13 protein-coding genes are annotated in these 19,003 nt (G+C 62.4%); 2 read left to right on the top strand and 11 right to left on the bottom strand.

Features of this window, described 5'->3' with window-relative positions; genetic code table 11:
• Nucleotides 1-147 precede the first annotated feature (147 nt).
• From OKW39_RS22980 to OKW39_RS22965, 4 genes are read right to left on the bottom strand one after another with little or no spacing between them, the layout of a single operon-like run.
• On the bottom strand, nt 148-2,124 hold the full coding sequence (locus OKW39_RS22980; protein ID WP_429563772.1) for an acyl-CoA synthetase: 1,977 nt from the start codon (nt 2,122-2,124) through the stop codon (nt 148-150).
• Nucleotides 2,121-3,077, bottom strand: a complete 957-nt coding sequence (locus OKW39_RS22975) for a fumarylacetoacetate hydrolase family protein (RefSeq protein ID WP_429563771.1) — start codon at nt 3,075-3,077, stop codon at nt 2,121-2,123. Before OKW39_RS22975 ends, OKW39_RS22980 begins: the two co-directional genes overlap by 4 nt.
• A 35-nt stretch (nt 3,078-3,112) precedes the next feature.
• Nucleotides 3,113-4,183, bottom strand: coding sequence for a VOC family protein (locus OKW39_RS22970; protein WP_429332539.1), 1,071 nt, complete (start codon nt 4,181-4,183; stop codon nt 3,113-3,115).
• A gap of 57 nt (nt 4,184-4,240) precedes the next feature.
• The gene (locus tag OKW39_RS22965; protein WP_429564256.1) at nt 4,241-5,821 is read right to left on the bottom strand and encodes an FAD-dependent monooxygenase; all 1,581 of its coding nucleotides are present in this window, start codon (nt 5,819-5,821) and stop codon (nt 4,241-4,243) included.
• A 224-nt stretch (nt 5,822-6,045) separates the two neighbouring features.
• On the opposite strand from OKW39_RS22965, the gene OKW39_RS22960 reads away from it, so the two are divergent.
• Nucleotides 6,046-6,789: a TetR/AcrR family transcriptional regulator gene (locus OKW39_RS22960; RefSeq protein WP_429332541.1), complete on the top strand. Its 744-nt coding sequence runs from the start codon at nt 6,046-6,048 to the stop codon at nt 6,787-6,789.
• A 171-nt stretch (nt 6,790-6,960) separates the two neighbouring features.
• Here OKW39_RS22960 and OKW39_RS22955 read toward each other — a convergent pair whose 3' ends face one another.
• The 6 genes from OKW39_RS22955 to OKW39_RS22930 all read right to left on the bottom strand — a co-directional run bounded on the left by OKW39_RS22955 (nt 6,961) and on the right by OKW39_RS22930 (nt 16,557).
• Nucleotides 6,961-7,650: a PqiC family protein gene (locus OKW39_RS22955; RefSeq protein WP_429563770.1), complete on the bottom strand. Its 690-nt coding sequence runs from the start codon at nt 7,648-7,650 to the stop codon at nt 6,961-6,963.
• On the bottom strand, nt 7,647-9,242 hold the full coding sequence (locus OKW39_RS22950) for an intermembrane transport protein PqiB (protein ID WP_429563769.1): 1,596 nt from the start codon (nt 9,240-9,242) through the stop codon (nt 7,647-7,649). The genes OKW39_RS22955 and OKW39_RS22950 overlap by 4 nt, the downstream gene beginning before the upstream one ends.
• Nucleotides 9,243-9,309: 67 nt before the next feature.
• Complete coding sequence (locus OKW39_RS22945) at nt 9,310-10,650, bottom strand: paraquat-inducible protein A (protein ID WP_429563768.1); 1,341 nt, start codon at nt 10,648-10,650, stop codon at nt 9,310-9,312.
• Nucleotides 10,651-10,832: 182 nt separating this feature from the next.
• On the bottom strand, nt 10,833-12,296 hold the full coding sequence (locus OKW39_RS22940) for an efflux transporter outer membrane subunit (RefSeq protein WP_429564255.1): 1,464 nt from the start codon (nt 12,294-12,296) through the stop codon (nt 10,833-10,835).
• Between the two features lie 2 nt (nt 12,297-12,298).
• Complete coding sequence (locus tag OKW39_RS22935; RefSeq protein WP_429563767.1) at nt 12,299-15,472, bottom strand: efflux RND transporter permease subunit; 3,174 nt, start codon at nt 15,470-15,472, stop codon at nt 12,299-12,301.
• Complete coding sequence (locus OKW39_RS22930) at nt 15,469-16,557, bottom strand: efflux RND transporter periplasmic adaptor subunit (protein WP_176078824.1); 1,089 nt, start codon at nt 16,555-16,557, stop codon at nt 15,469-15,471. Before OKW39_RS22930 ends, OKW39_RS22935 begins: the two co-directional genes overlap by 4 nt.
• Nucleotides 16,558-17,069: 512 nt before the next feature.
• Between OKW39_RS22930 and OKW39_RS22925 the strand changes: the two genes are divergently transcribed.
• Nucleotides 17,070-17,825 carry a TetR/AcrR family transcriptional regulator gene (locus tag OKW39_RS22925; RefSeq protein ID WP_429332546.1) on the top strand — a complete coding sequence of 252 codons (756 nt, stop codon included), beginning with the start codon at nt 17,070-17,072 and terminating at the stop codon, nt 17,823-17,825.
• Between the two features lie 118 nt (nt 17,826-17,943).
• On the opposite strand, the gene OKW39_RS22920 is transcribed toward OKW39_RS22925, so the two are convergent.
• A complete protein-coding gene (locus tag OKW39_RS22920; protein ID WP_429563766.1) occupies nt 17,944-18,999 on the bottom strand; it encodes an AI-2E family transporter in 1,056 nt (351 codons plus the stop codon).
• Between the last annotated feature and the right edge of the window lie 4 nt (nt 19,000-19,003).

The raw sequence follows: 19,003 nt of genomic DNA, 5'->3' as shown, positions 1-19,003 counted from the left end.
GACCGAACCGGGTAATCCGAACCGCAGTCCCCGATATTGGCCCGAGCCATTTTTCAACAAGCGAACGCAAGGACCTTTCTGAAGCAGTATTCATCCTCTTTCCTCTAAACCGACGCGAGCGTTTAACTCTCTATCGCCGCTGGTACATCAACATTGCTCGCTCCGCGATGGCCTCGCGGCAACCGAAAGCGAAAATGCGAACGGAAAGCGCCCGAGCGCGGAAGTCGCCAATGCTTCGAGCGCGGGGTCGGGAAGTTCGACGTGAAGCGAAAGCCCGCGCGAAGTATCTTCAATGATCCTAACGGTTGCTCCTTCGACGCCAGCCTCCACGAGTGCCGACTGTAACGCGTCTACCGTTTCGCGCTGTTTCAGCCCCGGCTTGAAAATCTTGCCCACGCCTGTCAACGGCATCGCATCCAGGATTCTGATCCGTTTAGGCAGTGCCGCGCGCTCGCCTATCTCGAGTCGCACGAACTCGGCGAGTTCGTCCTCAGTCGCGGTTGCACCCGGTTTGAGCTGGACATAGGCAATCGGCAACTCCCCGGCGTGTGCATCGGGACGACCGACCGCCGCCGCGATCTTGACGGCGGGATGGCGATAGAGCGGTTCCTCGATCGCTGCCGGATCGATGTTGTGACCGCCACGAATGATCACTTCCTTTTTTCGACCAGTAAGCCAGAAATAACCATCGACATCGCATCGACCGAGGTCGCCGGTATTGAGCCAGCACCTGCCATCGCCGAGGTCCAGCCACAGTCCCTTGTTCTGCTCGGGCACGATATACCCGAGGAAAATGTTCGGGCCGGAAATAGTCAGCAGGCCGACCTCATCGATCTCGCAATCCCGTACATATCGCCCGTCAGCGTCGACGATGACGGCTTTCATCGCCTGGCCCGGAATGCGCAGCCCGATTGAGCCCAGCCTGCGCTCCCCCAGCGGCGGATTGACGCTGCTCACGCAGGTCCCCTCGGTCAGGCCATAGCCCTCGAGAATCCGGATGCGCGTCCTTTCCTGAAAGGTCCGGAAAACTTCGACCGGCATGGGAGCCGCACCGCACAGTCCGTACTCCAGCGAACTCACATCGTGCTCGCCGACAGGAATATCGAGTAACGCCGCATAAAGCGTCGGGACACCGCTGAAGAAATTGATGCGGTGATGCTCGACGATTTCCCAGAAACGTTTGACAACGCCATCGCCCCGATAGCCTTGTGGCGTGCCGAGCACGACCTGGGCGCCTTTGGAAAAAGGCAGGAGACCCGTTGCCATGACGGCATTCACGTGGAAGAGTGGCAGTCCGCAGAAAAGCGTCTTGCCTGGCCCGACGCTGTCGCCGAAGAATTGACCCGTGCTCCAGGCATTCGCCACCTCATTGCCGTGGCGGCGCATCGCAATTTTCGGCAGGCCGGTCGTCCCGCCCGTACAGAAGTACGACGACACGTCGTCGGCGCCAATGTGCCGCGCGCCTTGAAGTGCCGTTCCCGACTCCTGCGCGATGGCAACGCCGAAGTCGTGGATCTCGATATGCGCAGGAACCGCGCCCCGCACGCCGCCCTCGCCGTGCAGCCTTGAACACTCGTTACGCTGCAGCATCCGCGTCGCGGACTGTTTTGAACCCGTCACACGTTCGGCCGGATTCACGAGCACCAGATCCTTCAGCGAAGAAACCTTGTGCAGCACCGCTTGTACCTTTTGCCAAAGATCAGTTCCGGGAAACGGCGCCAGCGTTACCAGCACGCTGGCGCCTGCAGCGTTGAGGAGTTGGCCGATGGCTTCCTGCTCAAGCAATGGATTGATCGCGCAGACAATTCCGGCGGCCTCCCCACCCCAGATCACGAAGTGCGTTTCAGGGAGGTTGGGCAAAACATATGCGACGACTGAGTCGCGTTGTACTCCGAGGCGCGAGAACATGTTCGCGGTGCGCGTGATATCTCGGACGAGTTCACTATACGTCCAGCACTCGGCGTTCCGATAGTCGTCGGCCGTTGCAAAGAACGAAAGTGCCGGTGCCGATGGATTAATCGCCGCGCCCCGGCAGATCATCTCGTAGGTGCTCGACGGGAGATCCGCCGGCAGCCCTTGCGTTTCGATGGCAAGGACTTCGTCTACGTTTGCGATGCCTTTCATGCTGCCTCTTCCACAACGACGTTATGCTGCACGCCCAGATTGATCGAGCGATCGTGGCTGACGATATGCGCCTCCACGACGTCCCCCACCTTCAGGTACTGCGGCCTGTCCGCCTGCATCTTCAGGAAAAGACGCCATTTTTCCGCTTCAGGCAGCTGCGCCGCGGCGCGTTGCTTTTCGGGCGATGGAATGCTCAGTGCACAGCCAGATGGCGTGCCGGTCGCGAGCAGGTCACCGATGCGCAGATCATGCACGCCGGAAAGCTCCGTCAAGGTCTCTGCCGGCCCATAGACGAGACCCGCAGTCGTGTCGTTCTGGCGGACGGTTCCATTGACCGTCAGTGTCAGCACGAGCTCCTTCAACTTCGGAATATCATGTTTCTCAAGGAGGCAAAGGTAAGGGCCGACAGGGCCAAACGTGCGGTAGCTCTTGCCCTTGTAGAACTGCATCTGCGGAATCTGGATATCACGCGCGGAGTAGTCGTTGACGATCACGGCGCCGGCAATGTACTCATGCAGGTTCTCGTCGGTGACCGTTTCGCGGGAGGTGACGTCGCGTCTGAGCACAAGACCGAGTTCGATCTCGTAGTCGAGGAACTGCACCTCCCTGGGCTTCACGAGGGGCGAGTCGGCAGGAACGATGCAGCTCGTCGCCTTCGTGAAGATCATGTTGAATTTCTTCACGTCCGGGTCCACGCCCGAGTCGATCATATGCTGGCGATAATTCGCGCCCTGGCAGATGAACTGCTGGTTGGCGGTCACGGGCGACAACCATTGCACATCCGATTCGGGAATCGGAGAACCGTCCAGTACCGCCAGCCGTTCGACGGGATTGGCTTCAATAAACTCGGCGGTCGACTTGAATTCGCCATGAATCGGCGTGATGGCGCCATTGGCGACTACGCCCCACTGGGCGCGGCCATCATGAAGGTAATGCAGAACGTGAAGTGCCATTTATCGATCTCCGGATTCTATGAAAGTGGGGTGGTTCAGGCGAAAAGCTTCGCCAACGTGCGCAGCTTGCTCAACGTCAGGTCGGGGCTGCGGCGCAGGTTTCTGAAAAGTGCCACGACGCTCGCGGGTGTGAACCTGGGCTTCGTGAAGCTGCGTGGCATCGTCGGTCCCCATTGGGCCATCGCTTCGCGGCTCACGGCATGGACACCCGTCGGCGCGTCCGCCGTAAAGAGGTCGCCGTCGCAATAGTGCTCGTGCTTGTCGCCCCATGGGTCTTGCCAGTAGTCGAACACCTGGCTGCCCAGGATATGTCGGCCGATCCCCCACGCGTGCGTCCAACCTTGGTCGCGCAGAATGCGTTGGCCCATGCCAATCGCGTCGGCGTCAACGACTTCGTACGCGCTATGGCTGTAGGTGGGCACGAAGCCTTGTGCAAGCGCGAGCGTATGGTGATCGGCTGGCTTGTCGCCGAGATCGAGCCGCATGAACGCGACGGCGGGCGAACCATCGGGAAGCACCTGCACATCGCTGGGGATGAAGCCGAAATGCCGCGTATACCACGCGCAGGTTTCCTGATAGTCAACGAGTTCGAGCACGACGTGTCCGAGCCGGATAATTTCCGGCGCGCCTTCGGGCGGTCGCTGCGTGCCGTTGATCCGGACCGTCGCATCCACGGAGTTGAACGGCAAGGGTGGCCGATGAGACAACGTCGAAGCTGGCTGCTGGCCCCATATCGCGTCGACGCGAAAGCCTGAAGGATCGGTCAGCCGTACCGTATAGCCGCCGCCGGGCAGGGGCGAGCGTTCGACGTCCGAGGCGCCCGGCAGTTTTGCAAGTGCATCAAGCTCGGCCCTGTTGTCGACCTGTAGCCCAAAACCAACGAACCGGGATTTCGAGGCCTTCCGGACGACATAGCAGAAGTGTGAAGCACCCGTTCCCCGCAGCAGCAGGAGCGCTTCACCGCGCGATACCGTTCGGAGCCCGAAGTCATTGAGAAATTGCTCGGCTTTCTCGAGATCCGGCCGGTCGAATATCAGATAGGCCAATGCCGACGCTTTCGTCGTAGGATCGGGGTGACGGGCTGGTTGTACAGTGGTCAGGTTCATGGCGATAAGAAATCACACGGTGTGAATGGGGTTTCGAGATGGCATGCGGCCTCGCGATCACTGCATGACCCAGCAGTGCTGACCGAGCAAGGAAAGACTCTCGCGCACGAGCCGCGACGCATCGGTCGCCGGGCCATCGTGAACGACGGTCTTGTCGGGCCGCACCACGGCGGCCCAACCAACCGGTACGAGACGCGGAAGGAACACACCGTCGAGGTCCTCCCAGCTGTCATGCCGAGCGAGATGCGGCCGCTCTCCACGGTGTGCGATCTGCACAGTGCTTCCGCCGGCACGCGCGAAGGCTGCTGCCTCAGAAGAATCAAGCGAGGCTCGGGCGTCTGTGCCAAATCCAATCAGCACCAGGCCCTGCCCGAACACCTCGTCGCTCGGACGCGCCTTGCCATCCGAACCACGTACCCGCCCCTGCCCAATGACTGCGCCGCGCACAAGCTTCGTCGGCGAGCGGCCTTTGACAAACACACCTCTTCTAGTTGTTTTTTTCGGCTGGATCTGCGATTCCTCGGGCTGCGCATGCAGCGGGAGCACCGGTGGCGAGAATTGCATTAGCCCATGAGCCCACGAGTCAATGCCGCCATTGCGCGGCGTGACGAGCTTTCTCATGAACCTTGCGAGCTTTGTTATCGCCTTCTCGTGGGGCCGCCTCTCCTCGTCGTAAGTGTCGAGAATGCGTGAATCCGCTCGCCCCTGCACCACCCATGCAAGCTTCCAGCACAGATTGGCGGCATCTCGCAGTCCCGCGGCCAACCCTCGGCCGACGGATGGAGGCCTAATGTGCGCGGCGTCGCCCGCGAAGAACACACGCCCCCGGCTGAATGCATTAAGGGTTCGCGTTCGGAAGCGATACACCGCCTTGCGCTCGATCATCGTGTCTTCCGGGTTGCCCGATGGAGCGGCAATCTCGCGTATGCGGACCTCGGCTTTCATGTTCTCGTGGCGCTCGTCCGGCTGCAGCATGAACTTCCAGCGCTCACGCCCGCTGCGCGCGACCATGTATCGGTTTGGCCGACGGTGATCGGAGATGAACTCGATATCTTCGGCTGGGCGCGAAAGATGCCGCGCAGCGGCAACGAGCCATTTCTCGGCAAATGTCTTACCCCAGAAGTGCGGCCCCATAGTCTGCCGAACCAGCGAATACGGCCCGTCTGCACCGACCACGTAGCGCGCCCGGACGATGTGAGAGCGGCCGCGATCAAGCTCCAGCGACGCGAGCACATGGTCGCCTTCTTCCGTGAAGCTCCCCAGTTCGACACCTGGCGCGATATGCACACAGTCGTATTTCTCGAGCCGGGCCCGCAGGCACCGCTCGAGTTCGTGCTGGTACAACGTGACGGGCTTCGGATAGCCATCCAGGCGGCTCGCCGAACTGATTTGGCCGACCTGCCCCAGCATGGGCGTTCTCATCCGCACATATGGAATTGTGCTGGTCTCGAGATCGTGCTCCCCAATGCCCGCAAGCTGAAGGATGCGCAGCGCGTCGTTATCTAGCTCGATTGCCTGGCGCGCGATGGAAACCTCGGTTGACTTGTCGACAATCAATACATGCACGCCGTAGCGCGCCAGTAGATTGGCAATCGTTGCACCGACGGGTCCGCAACCCACCAGTAAGACGTCAACCACCGACGGTAATGCGCCAATCGGCGGACGAACCTGTTCATGCCGGCTCGACGGCGCGGCGCCGTCCTTTGCTGCTGTCTCCACAGTCACTCCAGATGTTGTCTGTTGTACTTGTATGTAAGGCCGGCCTTCGGGTCGCCTTTAATGACATTAAAGTCATTCGTGAGCGTTTTGTCAACCTAGACATTACGATCTATACTTAGGCATAACCAAAGCTTGGATCCATCATGCCGAACACTACAAAGCGTCCTACCCGTGCGGCGCCAATCGCCCCGGTTGCCATTCCCGAACAACGCGAGCCGCGCGGTGCGCGTCGCAAGCGCGAGACGCGTGCCCGTCTGCTCGACGCCGCCCTCAGGCTGATGGCCGAAAAAGGCATGGAGGGCGTGGCGATCAATGAAATCACCGAAGCCGCTGATGTCGGCTTTGGCTCGTTCTACAACCACTTTGAATCGAAGGAGGCGATTTACGCGACGCTTGTCGACGAGGTGTTCGAGGATTTCGCTAACATGATGGATCGCCTCGCCGCTGGCCTTTCCGACCCGGCCGAGGTGATCGCTGTCTCCGTGCGTCATACGGTCCTGCGTGCGCAGCAAGACCCCGTGTGGGGACGTTTCCTGGTACGTGAAGGGTTTATTCCGACGCATGCGATGAGCCGCGGACTGGGCCAGCGGCTGCTGCGCGACATGGTGAATGGCATTGCCGCGAAGCGCTTTGTGGTCGCCGACCCGTTCATCGGATTTCTTGCGGTGGCCGGTACGGTCCTCTGTGCAATCGCCGCCGAGCTGAACTTCGTCGCACCGGGCGCGCCCGCGGCAAGCGTACTCAAGGAGCTTGGCTTTAGCGGGGAGAACTTCCCTGAGCGTACTGCAGCAATGCTGCTGCAGACACTCGGACTCAAGCGCGCGGAGGCGGAGAAGATTGCAGCGCGTCCGCTGCCGGTCGTGGAGGAGACTGTCGACGCCGATTGAATCAAGAGGTCCGGCGCCATCGGTCTGATCGGCCTGAAGTCAGCCGGGTGCGGCCCGGCGGAGAAGCCCGCTCGGGCCGCTAGCGATTAAACTCAATCACCTGCTAAAGCCTCGACGCTAGCAATCAGCTCGCGCTTCTTGTCGGCGTGAGGCACCAATTCCTGTATCGGTTCAGCCTGCTAGAGCCGGGCATAACAACGCCGAACTTCTCGTACTCGCAGGGATGCGCGCCGGTGCAACGGCGGACTCGAACGGCGCCGCCGAAAATTCCCGGATCACTTCGCCAATTTGAGTGCCTATCCTTCTCACTGCGATTCGATGGCCGTTGACGAGTGCATCGTAGCCGGCCGATACGGGCTGGCTGACTATGCTGCGGCAGGTCAATGTTCGTGAGTCGTTCGACTTGCGTACACTCCAGGTGACGTCAAGCAGCGCGTGTGAGCCCGGCCACGATTCAAAACGCTGCACGTCGACGGAGACCTGATACGTGCGAGCGTCCTCGGCGTGACCAGGCTGGTACGTGTCAGGGCCGCCCGCCTGTCGAGTCGCGGCCGCGAGCAGCGCATTGCGGATCTCGTCTGCAAGCGGCGATGCCCAGCGCTCGTCTTCCAGAATCCTGACGCGCGCCGCATCGACCTGTACGACGAACTGGCTCCTTGCGACTGAAACCGGCACCTTCACTGTGCGCATGTCGATCCGGAAGGCCGGACTGACCGTAACGTTTGCACGCGTCGGTTCGCTGTCAGTGCCGAGGGTATAGAAGCGGGCCGGCGGGGAAGCACAGGCGCTCAGCGCGGCCAGACCCATGACGGTCGCAATACGGGCGATCGCGCGCCGCGCGCGGGATTGGATCAGTTTCACCGTTGGTCTCCTTTCTTGCCGAACAGGAGCGCCTGGGGATGACGTTCCAGATAATCGGCGAGCGCATTGAGGGATTGCAGGGTGCGTGTCATTTCCTGCATCGCATCCTGGATGTCCGACTGCAGGGGCGCGGTCTGCCGGAGCGTCGTTTCGGCGGTACTGAAGGTTTTCTGCGCGGCCGCCAGCGTGTCGCGGGCTTGTGGAACGATCTCTGTGTCCATGTGCCCGAACAGCTTGTTGGCGTTTTCAAGTGCGCCGTTAAGGTTGGCTCCGATCTTGTCGAACGGCACCTGATTCAGCTTCCTCGCAATATCGGCAATCTGCACCTGAAGTTCGTCGAGGGTGTTAGGCACAGTCGGCAGTTCAATAGGATTGCGATGAACATCGACGCTCGCCCGAGGCGCTTTCGGAAACATGTCGAGCGCCACGAATAGCTGGCCTGTCAGCAGGTTGCCGGTTCGCAACTGACCGCGCATTCCCTCCATGACGAGGTTTTCCAGCAACGCATGGCCACCCTGCGAGTTCGGAGCCGGTATCGCTTCGTTGGAGCGCCGGCTGAGCCGGTCGGGATACAGCGCCATCGATACCTTCATGCTGAAACTCTTCTCCTTTTCGTTATATTCGATACCGATGTCCGTCACCTGCCCCAGCGCGATGCCTCGAAGGTCGACGGGAGCGCCGACAGACAGGCCGCGCAGCGACTGGTTGAACCGCATCACGACATTGAGCGGCGCGCCGTCGGGCTCGCGCATCGCGTCCGACTCGTCCGATGCGAGTGGGAACGCCGCCTTGTCAGCGGCCGGTTGTCCGGCGTCCTGACCCGGCGGCGACTGGAACGCCAAACCTCCGACGACCACCGTCGCCAGAGATTGTGTATTGAGCTTCAATCCGTTCGAATCCAGACGGAGGTCGACACCGCTTGCGTGCCACCACCGTGTATTGGTGCCGACATACTGGTCAAACGGCGCATTGACGAAAACATTGACGATGACGCCGGTGCCATGCGGATCCAGCGAGAAGCCGACCACCTGGCCCACCTGGATGCGATGGTAGAAAATCGGCGCGCCGATATCGACGGACCCCAATGAGTCGCCTCTTAGCGTGTATTGATGTCCCGGCTGCCCGGACGTGACGATCGGAGGACTTTCGAGCCCGACAAACGCGGTTTGCCTTTCCGAAGAACGACTGACATCGACACCGATATACGCGCCGGAGAGCAGCGTACCGAGGCCCGAGATGCCATTAGCGCCCACGCGCGGGCGAACCACCCAGAAGCGCGTGCCTCGGCTCGCGAACTTTTCTGCCTGTTTGGTCAGCTCGATCGTGACGATGACGTGCTGCAGGTCCTTTGACAGCGCGACCGCCTGTACCGAACCGATCTCCACGTCCTTGTATTTGACCTTCGTTTTGCCCGCCTCCATACCCTCAGCGTTGCTGAACGTGACCGTCACTGTCGGTCCCTTGTCGGTGACGGATTTGACTACCAGCGCCACACCGATCAGCGCACAGATGAGCGGCACTAACCAGATGAGGGAGGGAATCCAGCGTTTCCGCGGCTTGATGTCAGGTCTGGGTGGCGTTGGAAGATGCATCGCTCGGAGAGTAGTTCGCAAATATGAGGTTATTTAGGAGTGCGGACGCCGCTAGCACGGTATTCGTTCATCGCCGTGAACCACGCGCTGGCCCGCAGCGGACGTTGTCCCAGATCAGCCGCGGATCGAATTGATGCGACGCGAGCATGGTGAGAATCACCACCGCGCCGAAAGCCAGCGCGCCCGGACCGGCAGTGACAACCGCAAACGAACCGAAATGCACCAGCGCGACCGTCAGGGCGACAACGAAGATATCGAGCATCGACCACCGGCCCACGCACTCGACGAGCCGATGCAGCCTCGCGCGTTCGAGCGGCTGCCAGTCCGGACTGCGACGGGCCGCTACGATTTGCAGCGTGAGAATGGCGAGTTTGAGCATCGGCACCACGACGCTGGCTACGAACACGACGACGGCGAGTGGCCAGTCGCCTGAAGTCCAGAAGTACGCCACGCCGCCGAGGATCGTGTCGTCCTCCGAGTGGCCGAGGGATGACGCGTGCATGATCGGCAACAGATTCGCGGGTATGTAGGCGAGCGCGGCGGCAAGAACCAGACTCGACGTGCGCGTCACGCTATCGGGATGGCGCGTGTGCAGCACCGATTCGCACCGCGAGCAGCGCTGCTCTGACGACGCCGCGATGTGCTTCTGCACCAGTCCACAGGTATGACAGGCTATGAGCCCGGCGCTGCGCGCCGTCATATGCGCCGCCGGCGCGGGCTTCAGGCCGAAGAACGTCGGGGCTCGCGGGGCGCACCTGCGCTTCACTCTGGTCCAGCGGATCTCAGCGGGTTGTCGAAACTTTATTTCGTCCCGCGTCGACCAGAGCACGCGCGGGTCGAAAGTGGCGAGAAACGCCAACATCAACGTGAGTGCACCGAATGCAAACAGTCCTGGCCCAGGGATCACCTGCGCCATGCTGACCATTTTCACGATCGTGATGACCACGCCGAGCATGAACACTTCGATCATGCCCCATGGACGGATGAGCTGCACGACGCGAAGCATTCGATTGAAATGACGTACTACCTTGCCAAGGCGCAGCGGAACGAGCACATAGAGAAGGGCGAGGAGTTCGATCAGCGGAAACAGGATCGCCGAGCAAAAGACCATCGTTGCGACGATGCGCATGTGCCCCGTCCACAACGAGCGCACCGCGCCGAATAGCGTCGCCTCCGACGTCATACCGTTGGTCTGCAGTTGTATGACCGGGAAAGCCTGCGCAATACAGAATGTGATCAAAGCTGCAACGGTGAGCGCACCAATCCGGTCGAGCGGCACGCCCGCTCCCTGCGTTCCTTCCAGGCCCGCACGGCAGCGCGAGCAGCTCGCAGTCTGCCCGCCCCGCAGCAGAGGCTTGCGAAACAGCAGATCGCACTCGTGACAGGCGATCAGTTTCTTATATTCCATACAGGGAACTGGACAACCTGAAGTTCTGGCGCGTTCGATGCACGTGAAGTCCGGCTTGACCTTCCCGTGCGTGGGCGCATTCTTATTTCGGATAGAAAACGACTGCTCCGATACCCGCCGGTACAGTCGAGGAAGAGCGGCCTGATCGGCAGGTCGCTCTTCCCGTCTTCATCGACACGCGATCATTGCGACGACGCTGTTTGCGGCTGGCCCGGCGGCAGTTCGCCCATCGCCTGGAACAGTGCGACGGTATCGTTCATGCGCTGGCTTGCCGCGCGCACGGCGCCGATCCGTGCGTTGAGAAAGCGCTGCTCGCTGGCATGCTCTGCCGTTGACGGCAGCGAACCCATGCGGCGGCGCGACGCGGTATCGTCGAACCCCGCCTGCGCTGCCTGTGCCGCTGCTTCAGTCGACGCGAGTGTCTGTGCGTCGTTATCCAGCGCGGCAAGCGAATCCGCGACATTCTGGAACGCCGACAGAACGGTGGACTTGTAGTTCAGCACCGCCGCATCGTAAGCATCGATCGACGCCTTGCGGTGCGCGAACAGCGCGCCGCCATGGAAGATCGGTTGCGACAGGCTCGCACCAATGGCCCAGAGTCCGCCCGCTCCTGAGAGCACCGCCGGCCAGCTAAAGCCGCCGCGGCCCATCGAGGCCGTCAGCGACAGGCTCGGAAAGAGCTGCGCGGTCGCAGCGCCGACATCGGCGGCAGCGGCCTTCACGGCGGCGTCGGCTGCCTGAACGTCGGGGCGCGAACGCAGCAGGTCCGACGGCACCACGACGGGCACGTGTTCGGGCAACGTCAGGCTGTCGAGATCGGGAACGGCCGGGGCGTTGTCCGGCGTGCGGCCCATCAGCACCGCGAGCGCATGGATGGCTGTGGCGCGCTGCTGGCGTAACGCAGGAAGACTCGCCGCAGCCGAAGCCGCATCCTGCGTCGACGCAAGCGCCTGCGCACGCGAGACCGAGCCGAGTGCGTAGCGGTGCTGGTCCTCGTCCGCGACCGTCCTGGCCACGGCGACGAGCCGTTCGGTGAGCGCGATCTGGCGATCGAGTGCCGCCACGCTGATCGTCGTACCGACGATGTTTGCCGCGAGCGCGCGCCGCGCCGCCTCCAGTTGATACGCCTGCACGTCTACGCGAGCGGCGCTGGCCGCGTTCGCCGAACGCGTCGCACCGAACAGGTCAAAGGTGTAGGACGCGAGAACCTGTCCGGCAAAAAAGTTATAGCGAACCTCGCTGGGGCCAATGCCGGGCACAAGCGGTGTACGCCCGCGATCGACCTGTGCGGCAGCATCGATTGAAGGCAGCGTCGATGCGCCGACCTGGGCGCGCAGTTCCTGCTGCGCGGCTGCGAGCGTCCGCTGCGCAGCCCCGAGCGTGGGGCTGTTGCGCAAGCCTTCCTCGACCAGTGCACTCAGCGCGTCCGACCGGTAAAGCTGCCACCATTGCGGAACGCCCACTGCGCCGATATCGAACTGCTGCGCCACGCCGCCCGCTGCGACGGTCTTCGCCGGCTGTGCCTCGGCACCGTAGTGCGCAGGCGAAGGCATCGCCGGGGGCGCGCCGTTCGGGCCGAACGTGCAGGCCGTCAGTGCGATGGCCACAGCCACGGCCATCACGGATGTCTTGTAGTCGAAGCTCATCATCAAACCTCCGAATGCTCGGCGACGACCGGTTGCATTCCGCGCTCGTCGTGCCGGACCCTGAAGCACGCCGCGTACAGCGCGGGCAGGAAGAACACGGTCAGTACCGTGGCGATCGTGATACCGCCCATCAGTGCGGTCGCCATCGGACCGAAGAAGCCCGAGCGCAGCAGCGGAATCAGCGCGAGGACGGCGGCGGCGGCGGTCAGCATGATCGGCCTGAAACGCCTTATCGTTGCGCCGATAATCGCGTCGAAGCGCGGCTGGCCTGCCGCGATATCCTGATCGATCTGGTCGACCAGAATCACGGAGTTGCGCATGATGATGCCGAACATGGCAATCACGCCCAGCAGCGCGACGAAGCCGAAGGGCTTGCCGAACAGCAGCAGCGCGGCCACGACGCCAATCAGGCCGAGCGGCGCCGTCAGCACGACGATGAAGGTCCGCGCGAAGTTCTTGAGCTGGATCATCAGCAACAGCAGCACGGCGATGATCATCAACGGCATTTCGGCATTGATCGACGTCTGGCCCTTCACGCTTTCTTCGACCGCGCCGCCCACCTGAATGCGATAGCCGACCGGCAGCCTGGCGGTTTCCGCCGCGAGCGCACGTTCGATGTCGTGGGTCACGTCGATGCCCTGCGCGTCGCCGCGCACGTCCGCCTGCACCGTGATGGTCGGCTGACGGTCGCGTTGCCAGACGACGCCGTACTCGAGCGTATTGCGCACGTGTCCGAGCGAACCGAGCGGCACCGGGCCGTGGGGCGTCGGAATCGCGAGGCTCGTGAGCTGCGCCGGATTGACACGTTCGCTCTTGGGCGCGCGCAGATCGACGTTGATCAGCTTGTCGCGCTCGCGGTACTGCGTCACCGTGTAGCCCGATAGCGTCATCGCGAGGAAGTTCGACACGTCTTCCGACGTGACGCCAAGCTGGCGCGCGCGGTTCTGATCGATCTCGAACGAGATCGAGCGCTCCGCCGGCTCGTCCCAGTCGAACTGGACGTTGCGCGTGCGGGGATCGGCGCGGACCTTGTCCGACACCGTCTGCGCAATCGATCGGACGGTCGCGATATCGTCGCCGCTCACGCGGAACTTGATCGGGAAGCCGACCGGCGGACCATTCTCGAGCCGGGAGACGCGCGCTCGCACGCCGGAGAAGTCCTTCTCGAGCATGCCGTCGAGCCAACGCATCAGTTCCTCGCGGTTTTCCACGCTTTTTGCGGTAATCACGAACTGCGCGAAATTCGGCTGTTGAAGCTGCTGGTCGAGCGTCAGGTAAAAACGCGGCGCGCCGGTGCCGACGAAGTCGACGAAGTGGTCGATCCCGGCTTTGCCGTCGAGCACCTTTTCCAGGCGCTTCGCTTCACGCAGCGTCGCCTCGAACGAGGCGCCTTCCGGCAATCGCAGATCGACCAGCAGTTCCGGCCGTTCCGAGTTCGGGAAGAACTGCTGCGGCACGCGCGTGAAGGCCAGCATGGAAATCGCGAAAAGCACGACGGTGATGCCGAGCACGACCCAGCGACGCTCGACGCACCACGCAACCCATCCCGACAGGCGCCGGTAGAAGCCGGTGTTGCCGATTTCATGCGGATCATGGTGTGCACCGCCGGGTTCAGGCTTGCGTTCCGGCAGCAGGTGATAACCCAGCAACGGCACCAGCACGACGGCCGCGAACCACGAAACGATCAGCGCGATGGCCGACACTTCGAAGATCGAACGCGTGTATTCGCCCGTGCTCGATTTGGCGAGCGCAATCGGCAGGAAGCCGCATACGGTGACGAGCGTGCCTGTGAGCATCGGGAATGCCGTGCTGGTATACGCGAACGCTGCCGAGCGCGCCCGGCTCCAGCCTTGCTCCAGCTTCACCGCCATCATTTCGACGGCGATGATCGCGTCGTCGACGAGCAGGCCCAGCGCGAGCACGAGCGTACCGAGCGAAACCTTGTCCAGCCCGATATTGAACATGTGCATGCAAAGCGCCGTCACCGCCAGCACGATCGGAATCGTGATCACGACGACCATACCGGTGCGCAAGCCGAGCGAGACGAGGCTCACGACCAGCACGATCGCCACCGCTTCGCCAACCGATCTCACGAACTCATCCACCGAGTGCTTGACCGCGTGCGGCATGCTCGAAACCGCCGCGAGTTTCAGACCCGCCGGCAGCGTGGCCTGCAGTTCGGCGGCTTTTGCGTCGAGCGCCTTGCCGAGGTCGATCACGTCGCCGCCCTTTTGCATCGTCACGCCGATGCCGAGCACCGCCTGGCCGCCGACGCGCATCTGGGTCACCGGCGGGTCGTCATAACCGCGTGTGATCTTCGCGATGTCGCCCAGCCGGAACGTGCGCTTGTTGATGGTGATCAGCATGTCGGAGAGCGCCTGCACATCCTTGAGCGCGCCGCTCGGCCGCACGAACACGCGGTCGTCCGCGGTCGTGATGGTGCCGACGGGCGCCACGGCATTCTGTGCGTCGATCGCCTGAGCGAGCTGTTGCGGCGTGATCGAAAGCCGCGTGAGCTGCGCATTCGATATCTCGACGAAGATGTGCTGATCGGGGTCGCCAAAATAGTCGACCTTCGCCACACCGGGTATGCGCAGCAGGACTGTGCGCAGCTTGTCAGCGTAGTCGTGCAGTTGCGCCGGCGAAAAGCCGTCGCCTTCAAGCGCATAGATGTTGGTGTAGACGTCGCCGAATTCGTCATTGAAAAACGGGCCGACGGTGCCCTTCGGCAGCGTCGCGGCAATGTCGCCGACCTTCTTGCGCACCTGATACCAGGTGTCCGGCACTTCCTTGACGGGCGCGGAGTCCTTCATGGCGAAGAAGATCATCGACTCGCCAGGCCGCGAGTAGCTCTTGATGTAGTCGATGTTCGGCGCGGCCTGTAGCTGGCGGCCGATCCGGTCCGTGATCTGTTCCTGCACCTCGCGCGCACTCGCACCGGGCCAATAGGTCTTGATCACCATCGTCCGGAAGGTGAACGGCGGGTCCTCCGACTGCGCGAGTTGCGTATAGCCGATCACGCCGAAAAGCGTGGCGAGCCCGATCAGAAAGATCACGAGCTGCTGATGACGCAGCGCCCAGGCGGAAAGATTGAAGCTGCCTTCGCCAGATTTGTCTGCCCCGGCAGACGGGACAGGCGCGCTCTCGCGCACGGGTTCTTGGTCACGGGAGTTCATGACGGGAAATCCTCCCGATGCAGGGGCGCCACCACCTGCACGTGCTGGCCCGTGCTAACGGCGTGTACGCCCTGCACCACGACGCGGTCGCCGTCGCGGAGGCCCGATGCGATGGCGACCGTGCGCTCGTCGTACCGCTGCACCGTCACAGGACGCAGCTCGAGTGTGTCGGTGCCGGTACGCACCACCCAGACAGCAGGGTTCTCGCCCTGATGAAAGAGCGCCGTCACCGGCACAGTGAACGGCTGTGCGCCCGACGCGTCACCGACGACATCGAACGCAACGGTGGCCGTCATGCCGAGGCGCACTGCAGGGCTGGGCGCGTTCAGGGTGAGCTTGACGCGCCAGGTGCGGCTTTGCGGATCAGCGCTAGGCGACACCTCGCGCACGCGGGCCTCGAAGGTCTTGCCGGGTAGCGCCGGCAGCGTTACGCGCGCCATGCTGCCGACTGTCAGCGAGCTCAGCGTGCGCTCGGGCGCGTCGCAGACGATGTCTACGTCGCCCGTCCAGTCGAGGTGATAGATCGATTGGGTTGCCTGAACGTTCTGGCCCGTGTCGGCGTCCTCCGAGGTAATCACGCCGTCGTGGTCCGCAGTCAGCGTCGCATAGCGCAGATTGTCCGAGGCGAGCGCCATCTGGGCGAGCGCCGAGTCGCGCTGCGCAACAGCGGATGCGTACGCGTCCTGCGTCTGTTCGAGCTGCGCCGGTGCAATCAGGTTTGCCTGCGCCTGCGCCTGATCGCGATCGAGCTGTTGCTTCGCGTAGACGAACCGGTGTTGGGCGGCATCGAGCTGCGCTCGCGCGTTGGCCAGGTTACTGCGCAGATCGGTCGGGTCGAGCAGCGCAACAACCTGTCCCGCCTTGACGGCGTCGCCGAGGCGAACGCGCCGTTCGATGATCTTGCCGCCCACTCTGAACGAAAGCGCCGTGGAGTAGCGCGCCTGCACCTGAGCCGGCAGCGACGCACTTGCCGTGCGCCCGTCAGCGTGGACGGCCAGGGCGACCACGGGCTTTGGCTCTGGAGCGGCGGCTTCGCGCTGGTGGCATGCCGCGAGCATGACCGCGCAGCAAGCCGCAAGCACCATGCGTGCGCACTGCGGAGATTGGACGAGGGAAGGTAAGAAGCGACGCGCAGGCGCCTGCGCGATAGGGCCGGAATGTTTCACGATGTTCACAAGACGGGTGATAACCCTGGTAAGAAAGTTTCCCGATGCCGTGCAAACCCGAGTGCCAGCAAGCACGGTTCGCTATCAGCGCGGACGCATAAAACAAGCTTCGTTGATACGTTAGTCCTACTTATCGACGTGCATGTCGGTACTTGCCAGCTCGATGTGCCTCCACGCAACCAGTACGTGGGGCAGCGCCCGTTCATGCCTACCGCCCGGTGATCTGCTGGTCTGTCTGGTCTGTCAGTTCCGGCCGAGGACTTGCGATCGACCGCTAACGGAATTTTTTCGCTCCGTCGGCATCGTTGGGTCCTTCGTACGTCCGGTTGTCGGCGGCGCGGGTGACATTAGACCCATTACTGAGTATATTGTCAACTATGACATACAAATCTAGAATCCAGACTTCGAATAACCACGACTACGGAGCCGACATGCCACAAGCCCCCAAACCGCGCGCGAGCCGCGGACGCTCTCTCAAGGCGCCAAGTGCGTCCCGCGACGCGATCAATCGAAGCTATCCGCGCGGTGCCCGTCGCAAACGCGAGACGCGCGCGCGCCTGCTCGACGCTGCGCTGAAACTGGTGGCGGCCAAGGGTTTGAGCTCCGTCACGATTAACGAAATCACCGAGGCAGCCGACGTCGGGTTCGGCTCCTTCTATAACCACTTCGAATCCAAGGAAGGCATCTTCACGGCGCTCATCGAATGGCTGTTCGAGGAATTTGCGGATACGCTCGATCGCCTCGCCGCGGGGTTGTCCGATCCAGCGGAAGTGATCGCCGTCTCAGTCCGTCACACGCTCCTGCGGGCCTACCGCGAGCCAGTTTGGGGGCAACTTCTCATTCGCGAAGGTTTGTCGCCGCGCCTGCTCAGCAGGGGTCTCGGCCTGCGCCTGCTGCGCGATAGCGAGAAGGGCATTTCAGAAAGGCGTTTTGTGATCGCGGACCGGTTCATGTCCGTTATCACCGTGATTGGCACGGTGCTCGCGGGAATTGCCGCCGAACTGCAACTGGCCATCTCGTCGAAGCGGACCGTTCGTGCGCGAAAGGTGCTTCGCTCGAAGGAGGAGAAGTTTGCCCAGCGAACCGCCGCCATTGTATTGCAGGCGTTCGGTCTCACACGTGTAGAGGCCGAGCGGATCGCGCGACGTCCACTGCCCACCGTTCCCGATGCTCCGACCTTGCCGTGACAGTGCGACTAGCGCGGCGTTTCCGCACCATCGCAGGTGCGGCCGCCCGGTGCAGTGTCGGGTTGGTGGGTAGGCGGGGCAGGTGCCCGGACATCGAATCGGGCGATCGCGATGCCGGTCAGCCTTGGTAAAGCGCACTCGCGAGATAGCGTTGGCGCAGTTCCCGCAATGCCGATGCGAGGATGGCGCTGACCGGCAACGCGAGCAGCACGCCGAAGAATCCGAACAGCCGCCCAAACGCCAGCAACGCAAAGATGACCGCGAGCGGATGAAGGCCGATGCGCTCGCCAACCAGTCTCGGCGTCAGCACAAAGCTTTCAAGAATCTGGCCGACGCCATACACCGCGACCACCACGGCGAGGCCATACCAGTCACCGAATTGCAGCAGCGCCGCGAGGAGCGCGAACGCGAGGCCGGTCGCAAAGCCGATGTAGGGAACGAATACGGCAAGCGCGCTAAACAGGCCGACGGGCACCGCCAGATCCAACCCTGCAATCGTCAGCACAGTCGGGTAGAACACCGCGAGCACTGCAATCACCAGCAGTTGCCCGCGCAGGTACTGCGACATCATGCAATCGATCTCTCCGACGAATTCCCGTGTCTTGCCGAGCCAGCGCCGCGGCACGAAGCTCGCCATGCGCTCGAACGCCTCGTGCCTGTCGTAGAGCAGATAGAACAGGACGAGTGGCATCAGCACCGCATTGCTCACGACATTGATCATCACGTTGCTGCTGGTGCGCAGGTACTGCCATACGGCAAGCATCGCGCCCTGCCCGTCCGCTTTGAGACGGGCCGCCAGCACCTCGCGGATATTCGTCACATCGAGCGAATAATCCAGTCCCAGAAAAGCCAGACGCGGCTTCAGCCATCCATCGAGTTTTGCGACGATAAATGGAATTTGCCTGATGAGTTCCGGCCCTTCCTTCTGGACAACTACGCACATGAGCAGCATGACGAGTGCGACGGACAGAGCAAACAAAGACATCATCACCAGCGCCGCAAGGCCGCGCGGAATGCGATGGCGTACCAGCCACTCCACGCCCGGCTGCAAAATGTATGCGACGAGCGCACCGAGCAGAAACGGCGTGAGAACGGCACGCAGGTTCCATAGCAACACGCCGGCCGCTAACGCAACGGCGCCCCAAAACAGAGATTGACGATGGTATACAGTCATAAGC

Origin of the sequence: Paraburkholderia sp. MM6662-R1 (genome assembly GCF_050436245.1) — a bacterium.
In the GTDB taxonomy this organism is placed as follows: Bacteria; Pseudomonadota; Gammaproteobacteria; order Burkholderiales; family Burkholderiaceae; genus Paraburkholderia; species Paraburkholderia tuberum.
This window is presented reverse-complemented; position numbering and strand designations above follow the sequence as displayed.

Excerpts from the sequence above, each read along its gene's own strand:
- OKW39_RS22945 (WP_429563768.1), bottom strand. The coding sequence starts at position 10,650 with ATGGAATATAAGAAACTGATCGCCTGTCACGAGTGCGATCTGCTGTTT.
- OKW39_RS22975 (WP_429563771.1), bottom strand. The coding sequence starts at position 3,077 with ATGGCACTTCACGTTCTGCATTACCTTCATGATGGCCGCGCCCAGTGG.
- OKW39_RS22960 (WP_429332541.1), top strand. The coding sequence starts at position 6,046 with ATGCCGAACACTACAAAGCGTCCTACCCGTGCGGCGCCAATCGCCCCG.
- OKW39_RS22935 (WP_429563767.1), bottom strand. The coding sequence starts at position 15,472 with ATGAACTCCCGTGACCAAGAACCCGTGCGCGAGAGCGCGCCTGTCCCG.
- OKW39_RS22920 (WP_429563766.1), bottom strand. The coding sequence starts at position 18,999 with ATGACTGTATACCATCGTCAATCTCTGTTTTGGGGCGCCGTTGCGTTA.
- OKW39_RS22925 (WP_429332546.1), top strand. The coding sequence starts at position 17,070 with ATGCCACAAGCCCCCAAACCGCGCGCGAGCCGCGGACGCTCTCTCAAG.
- OKW39_RS22980 (WP_429563772.1), bottom strand. The coding sequence starts at position 2,124 with ATGAAAGGCATCGCAAACGTAGACGAAGTCCTTGCCATCGAAACGCAA.
- OKW39_RS22940 (WP_429564255.1), bottom strand. The coding sequence starts at position 12,296 with ATGAGCTTCGACTACAAGACATCCGTGATGGCCGTGGCTGTGGCCATC.
- OKW39_RS22970 (WP_429332539.1), bottom strand. The coding sequence starts at position 4,183 with ATGAACCTGACCACTGTACAACCAGCCCGTCACCCCGATCCTACGACG.
- OKW39_RS22930 (WP_176078824.1), bottom strand. The coding sequence starts at position 16,557 with ATGGTGCTTGCGGCTTGCTGCGCGGTCATGCTCGCGGCATGCCACCAG.
- OKW39_RS22950 (WP_429563769.1), bottom strand. The coding sequence starts at position 9,242 with ATGCATCTTCCAACGCCACCCAGACCTGACATCAAGCCGCGGAAACGC.